This window comes from Pseudomonas sp. Tri1, assembly GCF_017968885.1.
GTDB lineage: Bacteria > Pseudomonadota > Gammaproteobacteria > Pseudomonadales > Pseudomonadaceae > Aquipseudomonas.
Window position 1 is genome coordinate 5,837,849 of the sequence record NZ_CP072913.1, and the last position, 12,324, is coordinate 5,850,172.

The 12,324-nt window shown below is 62.3% G+C and carries 13 protein-coding genes; 7 read left to right on the forward strand and 6 right to left on the reverse strand.

All coding sequences use genetic code 11. The features are described from left to right. Positions 1-132 precede the first annotated feature (132 nt). Positions 133-585: an Lrp/AsnC family transcriptional regulator gene (locus J9870_RS25410; RefSeq protein ID WP_210641149.1), complete on the forward strand. Its 453-nt coding sequence runs from the start codon at positions 133-135 to the stop codon at positions 583-585. Positions 586-714: 129 nt separating this feature from the next. Here J9870_RS25410 and J9870_RS25415 read toward each other — a convergent pair whose 3' ends face one another. The 3 genes from J9870_RS25415 to J9870_RS25425 all read right to left on the reverse strand — a co-directional run bounded on the left by J9870_RS25415 (position 715) and on the right by J9870_RS25425 (position 2,742). After that, positions 715-1,326, reverse strand: coding sequence for a 3'-5' exonuclease (locus J9870_RS25415; RefSeq protein ID WP_210641151.1), 612 nt, complete (start codon positions 1,324-1,326; stop codon positions 715-717). A gap of 21 nt (positions 1,327-1,347) precedes the next feature. Continuing rightward, on the reverse strand, positions 1,348-1,827 hold the full coding sequence (locus J9870_RS25420; protein WP_003185707.1) for an NYN domain-containing protein: 480 nt from the start codon (positions 1,825-1,827) through the stop codon (positions 1,348-1,350). 126 nt (positions 1,828-1,953) lie between these two features. Beyond that, positions 1,954-2,742: a DUF2076 domain-containing protein gene (locus tag J9870_RS25425; RefSeq protein ID WP_210641153.1), complete on the reverse strand. Its 789-nt coding sequence runs from the start codon at positions 2,740-2,742 to the stop codon at positions 1,954-1,956. Positions 2,743-2,917: 175 nt separating this feature from the next. On the opposite strand from J9870_RS25425, the gene J9870_RS25430 reads away from it, so the two are divergent. Beyond that, positions 2,918-3,580, forward strand: a complete 663-nt coding sequence (locus tag J9870_RS25430) for a YciC family protein (RefSeq protein WP_210641155.1) — start codon at positions 2,918-2,920, stop codon at positions 3,578-3,580. A 90-nt stretch (positions 3,581-3,670) separates the two neighbouring features. Continuing rightward, positions 3,671-4,750 carry an endonuclease/exonuclease/phosphatase family protein gene (locus J9870_RS25435; RefSeq protein WP_210641157.1) on the forward strand — a complete coding sequence of 360 codons (1,080 nt, stop codon included), beginning with the start codon at positions 3,671-3,673 and terminating at the stop codon, positions 4,748-4,750. Positions 4,751-4,886: 136 nt separating this feature from the next. On the opposite strand, the gene hrpB is transcribed toward J9870_RS25435, so the two are convergent. Continuing rightward, positions 4,887-7,403 (reverse strand): ATP-dependent helicase HrpB, encoded by a 2,517-nt coding sequence (gene hrpB / locus J9870_RS25440; RefSeq protein WP_210641159.1) that lies wholly within the window; start codon positions 7,401-7,403, stop codon positions 4,887-4,889. Positions 7,404-7,498: 95 nt separating this feature from the next. On the opposite strand from hrpB, the gene J9870_RS25445 reads away from it, so the two are divergent. Together J9870_RS25445 and J9870_RS25450 are read left to right on the forward strand one after the other, a co-directional pair. Next, complete coding sequence (locus J9870_RS25445) at positions 7,499-7,918, forward strand: polyribonucleotide nucleotidyltransferase (protein ID WP_210641161.1); 420 nt, start codon at positions 7,499-7,501, stop codon at positions 7,916-7,918. A 28-nt stretch (positions 7,919-7,946) separates the two neighbouring features. Continuing rightward, the gene (locus tag J9870_RS25450; RefSeq protein ID WP_210641162.1) at positions 7,947-8,840 is read left to right on the forward strand and encodes a cation diffusion facilitator family transporter; all 894 of its coding nucleotides are present in this window, start codon (positions 7,947-7,949) and stop codon (positions 8,838-8,840) included. Between the two features lie 76 nt (positions 8,841-8,916). Here the strand turns inward: J9870_RS25450 and J9870_RS25455 are convergent, their stop codons facing one another. Beyond that, on the reverse strand, positions 8,917-9,927 hold the full coding sequence (locus tag J9870_RS25455; protein ID WP_210641164.1) for a DUF6515 family protein: 1,011 nt from the start codon (positions 9,925-9,927) through the stop codon (positions 8,917-8,919). A gap of 415 nt (positions 9,928-10,342) precedes the next feature. Here J9870_RS25455 and J9870_RS25460 point away from each other — a divergent pair, with 415 nt between their 5' ends. Together J9870_RS25460 and J9870_RS25465 are read left to right on the forward strand one after the other, a co-directional pair. Then, positions 10,343-10,822 carry an Lrp/AsnC family transcriptional regulator gene (locus tag J9870_RS25460; protein ID WP_025215622.1) on the forward strand — a complete coding sequence of 160 codons (480 nt, stop codon included), beginning with the start codon at positions 10,343-10,345 and terminating at the stop codon, positions 10,820-10,822. Positions 10,823-11,518: 696 nt separating this feature from the next. Then, positions 11,519-11,728 carry a DUF2788 domain-containing protein gene (locus J9870_RS25465; protein ID WP_003185724.1) on the forward strand — a complete coding sequence of 70 codons (210 nt, stop codon included), beginning with the start codon at positions 11,519-11,521 and terminating at the stop codon, positions 11,726-11,728. Here the strand turns inward: J9870_RS25465 and J9870_RS25470 are convergent. After that, positions 11,723-12,289, reverse strand: a complete 567-nt coding sequence (locus tag J9870_RS25470) for a pseudouridine synthase (protein ID WP_210645427.1) — start codon at positions 12,287-12,289, stop codon at positions 11,723-11,725. The genes J9870_RS25465 and J9870_RS25470 overlap by 6 nt on opposite strands. Positions 12,290-12,324 lie beyond the last annotated feature (35 nt).

Genomic DNA, 12,324 nt, shown 5'->3' on the forward strand with positions numbered 1-12,324 from the left:
CATTATTCTAGAAAGGCAACAGGCGGAAAATAAGTTACAAAACCTGTTTATCCGACCCATACACTTTTCAAAACACGGAGATCAGCGCTATAAATCGCTTTTTCGAAAGTTACCCCAACAGGAAGCCAAACCGTGGATAAATACGACCGCATGCTGCTCAGCGCCCTGTTGGAAAATGGTCGGGCGTCCTACGCCGAACTGGCCCGCAAAGTGAACCTGTCGGCCCCGGCCGTGGCCGAGCGAGTCAGCAAACTGGAAACCAGCGGTGTGATCACCGGCTATCAGGCGAAAGTCGACATGGCGAAAATCGGCCTGCCGATACAGTGCGTCATCGAACTGCGGATGAACCAGCATGGCAACCAGAAGACCTACGACGAACTGTGCAAAATCCCGCAATTGACCGAATGCCATCGAGTGACAGGCGACCCGTGCGTGATCATGCAAGCAGCGGTCGGCTCAATGCCGGAACTGGAAGAGCTGATCAACCGCATCGCCAAGTTCGGCTTCAGCAAGACCTCGATCGTGCTGTCCAGCGCCATTGAAAAGCGCGTGCCGTTGGGGCAGTTGGAAGGCAACGGCAAATAATCCACTCAACACAGACCCACCCTGTGGGAGCGAGCTTGCTCGCGATGGCGGAGTGTCAGTCAACAGAGAGGCTGACCGATCCGACGCTATCGCGAGCAAGCTCGCTCCCACAGTTGTTTTTCGGCGAGCCTAGAACCCGCGATGCCGCTTGAGGTGCTCATTGATCTTCGCCGCCGGCACTTTCTGCAAGCTGCACAGCAAATCATGGGACAACTCCCGCAACCCGTGCTTTTGCCGCAGTTCCGCGGCCAGGTGCGCGGTGAGGTTGGCGGCCATTTCAGCATCGGCCATGGCCCGGTGAGCCTGGCCGGTATGGGGCAGGCCGGCGAACGCGTTGAGCGTGCCGAGCTTGTGGTTCGGCGCCGTCGGCATCAGGCGCCGAGCCAGTAGCAAAGAGCAGGCGAAATTCTGTAGTCGGGTGCGCTTGATTCGTCCCAGTTCGAAGTCCCAGAACTTCTGGTCGAACGCGGCGTTGTGGGCCAGCAGCGGCGTGATGCCGACGAACTCGTTGACCTCGTTCATCACCTTTTCCGCCGACGGTGCGCTGCGCAGCATGGCGTTGCTGATGCCGGTCAGTTGCTCGATGAAGGCCGGCACGCGCACACCTGCATTCATCAGGCTCTGGTAACGGTCGACGATCCGGCCTTGCTCCAGGATCACCACGGCGATTTCGGTGGCCCGGCAGCTGCTGCTCGGTGTGATGCCGGTGGTTTCAAAGTCGATGACTGCGATGCGTTCCAAACCTGTCTGAGCTCCGTAAAATCAATTCTTGAGCAGCAACGCGCCTTCGATGGGCACGTAGCGGCTGGCGGCGCGGATCAGCGAATTGGCAGTCAGCCCCGGTACGCCATAGGCCACGGCCTGCACACCATGCTTGCTGATGATGCGCTCGAGCAGCATGTCGAAATCGCCGTCACCGGAAGCCAGCACCACCTCATCGACGTGATCGGCGGCGTCCATGATGTCGAGGGTGATGCCCACGTCCCAGTCGCCCTTGGCCGAGCCGTCGCTGCGCTGGATGTAGGGCTTGAGCTTCACGACGAAACCCAGGTTACGCAAGATCTGCTGGAATTGCTGCTGCTTGCTGTCGCCGCGATCGATCGCATAGGCATAGGCCTCGACGATCTGCCCCTGCTTGCTGACATCGGCCCACAACGCTGCGTAGTTGAAATGGCAACCGTAGGCCTGGCGCACGGTGTAATAGAGGTTCTGGACATCGGCGAACACTGCGATTTTTTTCACCGCGTTTCCTCTTGGATGCACAAGCGCAGGCCTTCGGGCCCGAAAAGTTGCCCAGTATGCCAGCCCAGAGGAATGTTCCGCGAATAATCAGCCCGAGGCGCCAGCGCGCCCCGGACGAATGGCAGGTCAGACGAAGGAATCGTCGTCGCCGAAGAACGACGAATCGTCGCTGTAGTCCGCGTCGCTGAAACCACCCTGGTCGCTGCCATAGGTGTCATTGTCCGCCACGCGCGAGTCATCGCCCCAGCCGTTATCGCTGCTGTTACCGGCGTCATTGACCGGTTGGGCGGGTTCTTCCTTGATCACCTCGACGATCTCCTGGGGTTGCTGATTACTGTGGAACAGGCTGCTGATGCCCTGGGCCAACATCACCCCACCAGCCACGCCCGCCGCGGTTTTCAGGGCGCCGCCCAGGAAGCTGCTCGCTGCCGGTGCCTGTTGTGGCGGCGCGCCGTAGTTGCCAGGCGGTGCGCCATAGTTGCCGGGCGCGGCACCAAAGCCCTGCTGAGGCGGCGCATTGAAGGCCGGCCGCGCCGGCTCGCGCCAGCCACCACCCGCCGATGCCGGTGCGCTAGGGGCCGGTGCCGGACGGGAATCACGGGAGCTGCCACCGAAAATACTCGAGAGAAAACCACCGCCGCCGCTTGGCGCCGAAGCCTGGCTCCGAGCCTGCTGCAGGTCCGCCTGCAGTTGCTCGACTTGTTGGGCAAGCTGTTTGTTCTGTTCATCGAGGCGTTTGATCGCCGCCTCTTGCACCAGGATCGCCTGGGCCATGAAATAGCCCGCCGCAGGCTGGTTGACCATGTGCTCCTTGATCCGCGCCTCAGCTTGCGCGTCGCGCGGGGCTGAATCCTTTTCGGCCTGTTGCAGCCGTGAAAACAGTCCATCGATCAGGGTTTGCTCTTCGCTGTTCATGGCGACCTCATCAGATTGCCGGGTAAAAAAACCATTCCGGCCCCAAAGACCGGTGCGAACAGTTATGGGGCTGGCCGAAGAGGTTTCAATGGTCTTTACCAGATGTTTACGTTTGCTTGTGCGGGCGCCTGATCGGTTAAAGTGTCGGACCGCTTTTGAACTGCGATACCGACCCATGAATCCGTTTGACGTGCTGCGTGACTCTTTGTATTTCTTCAAGCGCCATCTGGGCCGGATCGCCCAGTTGTGCCTGCCGCTGGTGATACTCGAGGCTCTGCTGCAACAAGGTGTCGACAGCGCTGTCGGCCCCGAAGGCTTTCCCGGCTACAGCGTGATCGTCGGGTTGCTGCTGTATCCGCTGTACACCGCCGCGCTGATCCTGTTTCTCGACGCCCGCAGTCGCGGCGAAGCGCCGCCCGCTCGCGATCTGCTCGCAACTGCCCTGACGCTGTGGCCCCGTTTTGCCCTGCTGACGGCCCTGAACACGCTGCTGATCCTGGTGGGTATTTCGTTGTACTTCCTGCCGGGCCTGTGGCTGATGGTAGCCTTGGCCTTCAGTGAATACCTGTTGGTATTGAGAGGGCTGACGCCGCTGGCCGCGATGAAGGAAAGCCTGAGCATGACCCGCGGCAATTTCTGGCGGATCCTGTTGTGCATTTTGTGTGTGATGGGCCCGCTGTGGCTGCTCAAGGGCGTCAGTGTCTCGATGTACCCAGCCCCCCAGAACCCCCTGCTCAGTTTGCTGATCGAGAGCGTTCACAGCTTCTTGCAATTGTTCACCAGCGTGGTGCTGTTCCGGATGTTCATGCTGATCGAAGCACAGCCGGTTAACCGCTGACCGCCCACTGCGACGGCCCTGGGCTTGGGCTTGAGAACCGCTCTCGGTTATGCTCGGGATCACTTTTGCGTTTCGCCCATAAGCCGAGCCATGACCCGTCTACTGCGTTACACCTTGCTGGGCCTGCTGCTGATCCTCAGCCTGGCCGCCCTGTCGATCTACGGCCTGACCTGGCGCCCCCACCCCAAGGAAGCAATGCCGGTCAGTTGTGCCGCCAATGCCGCGCCGCTGAGGCCGGGCCAGGCCTTGAAAGTGATGACCTGGAACGTGCAGTTCCTGGCCGGCAAACGCTACGTGTTCTGGCACGACCTGGCCCAGGGCGACGACGAAAACCCCACCCTGGAAGACATGGCCTTCAGCCTCGATGAAGTGGCGCGGGTCATTCGCGACGAACAACCGGACATCGTGTTGCTCCAGGAACTGGACAACGGCGCCAAGGCCAGTGACTACCAGGACCAGCTCAAACTGTTGCAGGAACGCCTGGCCGACCTTTATCCGTGCAGCACCAGCGCCTTCGACTGGAAAGCCGACTTCATCCCCGAGCCGCACATCTTCGGCAGCGTCGGCCGGCAACTGGCGACCCTCAGTCGCTACCGCATCGACCACGCCGAACGGGTGCAACTGCCGGTGGCCGACACCAATTTCATCAGCCGTCAGTTCCAGCCCAAGGATGCCTTGTTGGTGAGCTATCTGGCACTGAGCGATGGCGGCCAACTGGCGGTGCTCAACACCCACCTCGAACGGGCCACTGAGCCGGATGACACCTTGCCAAACCAGGTCGCCGCCGTGACCAAGGCCCTGGACAAGCTCGAATCCCACGGTACACCCTGGTTGATCGGCGGGGACTTCAACCTGCTGCCCCTGGGCCAGTACCGGCGCCTGCCCTCCGCACAACGCACGCCCTACTCCGCTGACAGTCCGCTGCACCTGCTGTGGGACAAGTACCCGATGATTCCCACCAACAACGAGGCCAGCGGCATCGATCGCGAGCATTGGCTGACCCACTACCCGAACGACCCCGGCCTCAACGGCCCCGACCGCACCGTCGATTACCTGTTCTACAGCCCGCGGATCAAACGGGTCGAAGCCCAGGTGCGACAGGACGATACCTTGCGCATTTCCGATCATTTGCCAGTGATTGCGCGGTTCCTATTGCCAGCTACGCCGTAACCGGGCTCAACGCAAAACATGTGGGAGCGAGCTTGCTCGCGATAGCGGAGGATCAGCAACACGAATGTCGACTGACACTACGCAATCGCGAGCAAGCTCGCTCCCACAGTGGATCCGAGTCGAATCTGGAATCAGCTCACTTACGTGGCTTGACCCGCGCCGTCGCCTCCGCCACCAGCGGGTCGTCCGGCCAGTAATGCTTGGGATACCGCCCCTTGAGGTCCTTCTTCACCTCGGCGTAGGTACTGCGCCAGAAGTTCGCCAGGTCCTGAGTCACCTGTACCGGCCGACGCGCCGGTGACAGCAGGTGCAGCTTGACGACTTGGCGGCCACCGGCAATGCGCGGGGTATCGGCCAGGCCGAACAGTTCCTGCAAGCGCACCGCCAGGATCGGCGGATGCTCGCTGTAGTCCAGCCGGATCGACGAGCCCGAGGGCACGCTCAAATGATGGGGGGCCAGTTCATCCAGGCGTTGCGGCAAAGGCCAGGGCAACAGGTTGTGAACGATGCTGGACAAGTCCAGGTTGGCGAAATGACTGAGGCGCGAGACACGCCCTAGATACGGCATCAACCAATGCTCGAGACTGTCCAGTAACGCTGCGTCGCTGACGTCTGGCCATTCGCTCTCACCCTTGGCCTCCAGGTCGAGCCGGCGCAGCAGCGCCACCCGCGCCTGCCACTGTCGCAGCTCCGGGGTCCAGGGCAGCAACTCCAGGCCCTTGCGCCGCACCAGGTTCACCAACGCCTGGCTGCGGGCCGACTCATCCAGGCCGGTCAATGGCTCGCGGCTGAGGACCAGTTCGCCAACCTTGCGCTGGCGCTCGGCGCGCAACACGCCTTCGCGCTCGTCCCAATCCAGTTGATCCACCGTGCGCACCTGCTCGGCCAGTACCGAATCGAACAGCGCCGGGTCAAAGTCCGTTGCCAGGTAGATCCGCTCTTCCCGCTGGCCTTGTCGGCTGCCCAGGTCGGCAATCACCAGCCACGCTTGTTTCATCAAGCTGTCCGCCTCGGCAAACAACGCCGCACGGCCGTTGGCCAGACGATACTCCGCGCCGCCGGGCCGACGCTGCTGGGCGACGCGATCGGGATAGGCCAACGCCAGCAACGCGCCGAGCCAGCGCGGATGCTCGGGGTCGGTGACGGCGGCTTCGGCCTTGCCCCGCAGATAGCCGCGATATTGCCGGGCCAGTTGTCGCGCTCGCTGCACCCCGCCCTGAGCGCCGCGCACCGCCCGTTCTTCGCCGGACAGCAGCGCCAAGCGATTGTGCAGATCCGCACCAGCGCCGCGCAGAATGTCGCGCTCACCCAACAAGGCCGCGACGTTGCACGCCATGTCCGCCAGCCCCAGCGCCTGACCGCGCAGCAGCAAATGGGCGATACGCGGGTGAGCCGGCAGTTCGGCCATGGCTTGGCCATGACGGGTCAGTTGCTCGCCCTCCAGCGCGCCCAGCCGTTGCAGCAGATCCTGCGCCTGTGCATAAGCGGCGGCGGGTGGAATGTCGAGCCAGACCAGTTGCTGCGGCGTCACGCCCCAGCGTCCCAACTGCAGGGCCAACCCGGCCAGGTCCGCCGAAAGAATCTCGGCGCTGCCATAAGCGGCCAGTTGTTCGTGCTGGTCTTCGGACCACAACCGGTAACACACCCCGGGTTCCAGACGCCCGGCCCGCCCAGCGCGCTGGGTGGCGCTGGCGCGGGAAATGCGCTGGGTATCGAGACGGGTCATGCCGCTGCCCGGGTCGAAACGCGGCACTCGGGCCAATCCGGCGTCAATCACCACCCGCACGCCGTTGATGGTCAGGCTGGTCTCGGCGATGTTGGTGGCCAGCACCACCTTGCGCTGGCCCGGGGGCGCCGGGTCGATGGCGGCGCGTTGGGCGGCAAGGTCCAGTTCGCCATGCAGCGGACAGAGCAACACATTAGCGCCCTCGCCCAAGGCCTCGGCCAGTTGCTGATGGACCCGGCGAATCTCCGCCTGCCCGGGCAAGAACACCAGCACGCTGCCTGCCTCATCATGCAATGCATCCAACACGGTCTGCACCAGGCGCGGCTCGATGAATTCACCGGGCTGGAACGGACGGCCCCAGCGCACCGCCACCGGGAACATGCGCCCTTCGCTGCGCAGGATCGGCGCATCGTCCAGCAACCCGGCCAGGCGCTCGCCCTCCAGGGTGGCGGACATCAACAGGATCTTCAGCGGTTGCTCTTCGCGAAACAGCTCACGGCCGTTGAGGCTCAAGGCCAAAGCCAGGTCGGCATCGAGACTGCGCTCGTGGAATTCATCGAAAATCAGCAGCCCCACGCCTTCCAGCGCCGGGTCGTCCTGCAAACGGCGGGTGAGGATGCCTTCGGTGACCACCTCAATGCGGGTCTTGGGGCCGACCTTGCTGTCGAGACGAATCCGGTAGCCAACGGTTTCACCGACCTTTTCCCCCAGTTCACTGGCCAGGCGCTCGGCCGCCGCCCGGGCCGCCAGGCGCCGGGGTTCGAGCATCAGGATGGTCTGCCCGGCCAGCCAGGGCTCGTGCAACAGGGCCAAGGGAACGCGGGTGGTTTTACCGGCACCGGGCGGCGCTTCGAGCACCGCTTCGTGGCGCGACGCCAAGGCTTGGCGCAGGGCGGGTAAAACTTCATCAATCGGCAAAGAAATCATGCTGGCTCCAAAACAGAGGGCCGAGTATAACGGCGAACTGTTTAGCGTGGTCTGGACTCCAACCAGCAACGCCCTTATCTGCTCAGGAGATTGCTATGCGTATTCCCTTTCGCGTCATCGGCGGCGTCCTGGTCGCCACCCTGCTGACCCAGGTCAGCGCCTGCGGATCGATCTTCTACCCGGACCGTCGCGGCCAGATCGACGGCAAGATCGACCCGGCGATCGCCGCGCTCGACGCCGTGGGCCTGCTGTTCTACATCATCCCCGGCCTGATCGCGTTCGCCGTGGACTTCGCCACCGGGGCCATTTATTTCGAGCCGGGCAAAAGCGTCCAGATCGAGCCAGAAAAACTCAAGCCGGCCATCAACCCCGACGGCACCGTCAATAACCATAAATTGCAGGCAATCCTGGAACGCGAACTGGGGCGCAGCTTCCCGCTGGACGATCCACGGCTGATCCAACACAAGGGCAGCGCGCAACAACTGGCCGCCCTCGGTCTCAAACCAGCCGCATGACGGGCGCCACGCAAGGAATGACCGCACGATGACCACCAGCACCGAACATGCTCGCCTGCTACGCCTGGCCACCCGTGCATCGGTGGCCGTTGCACTTATCCTGGTTGTTGCCAAGGCTGCAGCCTGGTGGCTGAGCGGTTCGGTGAGCATGCTCGCCGGCCTGACCGACTCGGCTTTGGACGGCGTCACTTCGCTGCTCAATCTGCTGGCGGTGCATTACGCATTGCGCCCCGCCGACGACGATCATCGCTACGGGCATGGCAAGGCCGAATCCCTGGCCGGCATGGCCCAGGCGCTATTTATTGGCGGCAGTGCCGTGTTGATCGCCTTGCAGGCGTTCGAACGCCTGAAAAACCCGATCCCGGTGGACGCCCCCTGGCTCAGCGTCGGCGTGATCGTGTTTTCCCTCGGGCTGACCCTGGCCTTGTTGGCATTGCAGTATCGGGTCATTCGCGCCACTGGCTCCAACGCCGTGCGCGCCGACTCGCTGCACTATCGCTCCGACCTGTTGCTCAACGGCAGCATCCTGGTCGCCCTGGTGCTGGCGGGGTTCGGCTGGTATCAACTGGACGCCTGGTTCGGCCTGGGCATCGCCATTTACATTCTGTGGAGCGCCGTCCAGATCGCCAGGGAAAGCTTCGCGGTGCTGATGGACCAGGAACTGCCGCCCGACGTCAGCCAGCACATGCTGGAACTGGCCTGCGCCGTGCCAGGAGTGGTCGGTGCCCATGACTTGCGTACACGAATTTCCGGCAACCACTGGTTCGTGCAACTGCATCTGGAATTGCCGGGGGAGTTGACCCTGTCAGTGGCCCATGGCATCAGCGACCAGGCGGCTGACGCCATCCACAAAGCCTATCCAAAGGCTGAAGTGCTGGTGCATGCCGATCCCTCGGAAGTGGTGAGAGGCGCTAGCGCTTGATACTCAAGGCCTAACGCAGAACCTGTGGCGTGGGAGCCTGCTCCCTCGCCACAGGGAACTGTGTCCTGCTGAATACTCAGTAAGTCACCTGATACCCACGACTACTCAAGCAACTACCCTGGGCCTGCCGATAGGTCTGCACCACTTCCGGCGCCGGTGGGTAGGTGTAGTTACGCGGGTCGAAACCGCTCTGCTGCACCGCCCAGCGATAGCAATCGTAGCCATCCTGATTGACCTGCTCGGGGGACTGGCCGTTGGCAGGGTAAGCCACCACATCAAAGCTGTTGCCTTGGGGCTGGGGCTGCGGATTGGCCACCGGCGGCTCGACCACGACGTAGTCCCGGGTGCTGGCTTCATAGATGTAATAGGCGCCGGCGGCGAGAAAGAACAGCGAGCTGCCGATCCAGACTTCCCGAGCGTAATCGGGCAGGTAACGGGTGCGGATGCCTCGCGGCGGTTCAACCACCACGAAGCGCGGCCCCTGGGGACGATACCAGTAGCCACCCGAATAGAAATAATCCTGGCCGCGATAAGGCACACGATAGTTGCGGTCCGGGAAACGGTCGATTACATACCCCGGGCGATACTGCGGCCCAGGTCCCCAGCCGTTGCCATGGCCGTCCGGCCGACCGGGCCAATGCTGCTCGGGACGGTTGTCATGACCTGGACGGGGGCCGCCATTTGGATAACCGTCATTGCGACGTGGAATGTCGCGGTAATACCCCGGTTGCGGTTCGCGGGTCTGGGTCACGCTGTCGGGCCGGCCCTGGATCGGCAGGTTGTTGCCCGGCTGCGGTTGCGGGCGGCCATGGACATTGGGGTCTTGAGGCCCACGATCATAGTGCTGGCCGCCCTGATACTGCGGCTGCGGCCTGACCTCGAACTGACGACTATTGTCACCCCGTATGATTTCGTTGCTCTGCGGCCGCGGCTGGCCCGAATAACCCTGACCATCGCCACCTCGCCCGTCCTGGCTGCGACCACCGTCCGGACCGCCACGGTTTTGCTGATCATCAGCCATTCCCTGCGCACTGACACTTGCCCACAACAGACCAACACCTGCCAAACGCCAGATGCGCGACTTCATGAAATTCCTCACAACGGTTCAGGGCCTGATCGTAAGACTGGAAAAGCCCAGGCCGGTTCTACGATAGGTTATCAGTCACGGGGTTTATTTCGCAGGCATTAAAAAAGGGAGACCCGTCGGCCTCCCCTTGAGAATTTCGTCCGTGCTCGACGCTTATGACGTCGGCTCACCTCACGCCGTCTTCTGGACAGTGTGCAGCTCGGGGGTCTGCCAGACACCGGTGGGTGCTGCGACCGCAGCCGGCCTGATCGGGCGGGCTGCACTGGACTGTTTGTCCGAGCAGTGATCTTGGTGATAAGCATAAGGGCGTGGTGCCGACAGATGATTGCGAAGATTGCTCGAATAAACACCGCTTGCGCAATTTTTAACCCTGGATAGATAATCTGACGCAATTATCAAGATAAAGGCCCGACCGATGAGCAAACTCGACCGTTACGACCTGAGCATTCTGGCGGAATTGCAGCGCGACGCGCGCATCTCCAACCAGGAACTGGCCGAACGCATCGGCCTGTCGCCCTCCCCTTGCTCGCGACGGGTCAAGCAGCTGGAGGATGACGGCTACATCACCCGCCAGGTCGCCCTGCTCGACCGCAAGATGCTCGGCCTGAGCCTGACCGCCTATGTGCTGATCGGCATGGACCGCCACACTCCCGAGCGTTTCGAGAACTTCGAAGCCGCCATCCGTAACCTGCCGCAAGTGCTGGAATGCAGCCTGGTGACCGGCATGGACGCGGACTACCAGCTCAAGGTGGTGGTACCGGACATGGATCATTATCAGAAACTGCTGCTGGGGCACCTGACTCGTATCGATGGCGTCACCAGCGTGCGTTCGAGTTTTGTACTGAACCAGGTGCTCAACAGCACTGAGCTACCGTTGACTCATCTGCGTAGCTGAAGGCGCCATCGCGAGCAAGCTCGCTCCCACATGGGTTCCGGAGTGCTCACAGAAATCGCGTCCACCGCGAATCCCCTGTGGGAGCGAGCCTGCTCGCGATAGCGGTGGTTCAGCTTGCATTGATGTTGGATGTACTGCCGCCTTCGCGAGCAGGCTCGCTCCCACATGGGTTCCGGAGTGCTCACAGAAATCGCGTCCACCGCGAATCCCCTGTGGGAGCGAGCTTGCTCGCGATAGCGGTGGTTCAGCTTGCATTGATGTTGGATGTACTGCCGCCTTCGCGAGCAGGCTCGCTCTCACATGGGTTCCGGAGTGCTCACAGAAATCGCGTCCACCGCGAATCCCCTGTGGGAGCGAGCTTGCTCGCGATAGCGGTGGTTCAGCTTACATTGATGTTGGATGTACTGCCGCCTTCGCGAGCAGGCTCGCTCTCACATGGGTTCCGGAGTGCTCACAGAAATCGCGTCCACCGCGAATCCCTGTGGGAGCGAGCTTGCTCGCGATAGCGGTGGTTCAGCTTGCATTGATGTTGGATGTACTGCCGCCTTCGCGAGCAGGCTCGCTCCCACATGGGTCTATAGCCTCAGCCCAACCGATGAATAGCTGCGACACACCGCCGCAGGCCAATCCCTCGCCCTTGCCCCATGCCGTATACTCGCCGCGCCTTTTCAACCCCGCCCACGCCGGAGTGTCCTGATGGATCCTGCTGTTTTCGAAGAGTGGATGATGACCGGCCTGGTCAGCATCCTGATCATTTTCATGGGTTTCATCGTCTGGGATCTGGCGAAGAAGTCCAAGGCCGGGCGTTTCGGCTCGTTCATCCTGTTTTTCGTGCTGGGGCTCGGCGTGGCGGCGTTCGTTATCAAGAGCGTGGTGATCGGCCTGATCGAGTCCGGGGCGTTATAAGCGCGCCGGTACTTCTTTCCACTGGCCTTGATCGAGCCCTTCGATTGTCCAGTCGCCGATCCTGACCCGCACCAGGCGTAACGTCGGCAAGCCCACCGCAGCCGTCATGCGTCGCACCTGGCGGTTGCGCCCCTCGCGTATCACCAGTTCCAGCCAGCTCGTGGGCACGCTTTTACGAAAACGCACCGGCGGGTTGCGCGGCCATAATTGCGGTTCATCCAATTGGCGCGCCTCGGCCGGCAAGGTCATGCCGTCGTTCAATTCCACGCCATCACGCAAACGTTGTAGCTGTTCAGCACTCGGCTCGCCCTCCACCTGTACCCAATAGGTCTTGGCGAGTTTGTGCCTGGGGTCGGCGATGCGCGCCTGCAATTGCCCATCATTGGTCAGCAACAGTAACCCTTCGCTGTCGCGATCCAGCCGTCCGGCCGGGTAGATGCCCGGCACATCGATAAAATCCTTGAGCGTCACCCGCCCTTCGCCGTCGCTGAATTGCGTCAGCACATCGAAGGGTTTGTTGAACAGGATCAGCTTCGGCTCGGCCGGCGGGGCCTTGGCCACACGGCGCGGGGCGGCGGCTGGGGACTTCGCGCCAG

Excerpts from the sequence above, each read along its gene's own strand:
- J9870_RS25445 (WP_210641161.1), top strand. The coding sequence starts at position 7,499 with ATGCGTATTCCCTTTCGCGTCATCGGCGGCGTCCTGGTCGCCACCCTG.
- J9870_RS25450 (WP_210641162.1), top strand. The coding sequence starts at position 7,947 with ATGACCACCAGCACCGAACATGCTCGCCTGCTACGCCTGGCCACCCGT.
- J9870_RS25465 (WP_003185724.1), top strand. The coding sequence starts at position 11,519 with ATGGATCCTGCTGTTTTCGAAGAGTGGATGATGACCGGCCTGGTCAGC.
- J9870_RS25430 (WP_210641155.1), top strand. The coding sequence starts at position 2,918 with ATGAATCCGTTTGACGTGCTGCGTGACTCTTTGTATTTCTTCAAGCGC.
- J9870_RS25460 (WP_025215622.1), top strand. The coding sequence starts at position 10,343 with ATGAGCAAACTCGACCGTTACGACCTGAGCATTCTGGCGGAATTGCAG.
- hrpB (WP_210641159.1), bottom strand. The coding sequence starts at position 7,403 with ATGATTTCTTTGCCGATTGATGAAGTTTTACCCGCCCTGCGCCAAGCC.
- J9870_RS25455 (WP_210641164.1), bottom strand. The coding sequence starts at position 9,927 with ATGAAGTCGCGCATCTGGCGTTTGGCAGGTGTTGGTCTGTTGTGGGCA.
- J9870_RS25425 (WP_210641153.1), bottom strand. The coding sequence starts at position 2,742 with ATGAACAGCGAAGAGCAAACCCTGATCGATGGACTGTTTTCACGGCTG.
- J9870_RS25435 (WP_210641157.1), top strand. The coding sequence starts at position 3,671 with ATGACCCGTCTACTGCGTTACACCTTGCTGGGCCTGCTGCTGATCCTC.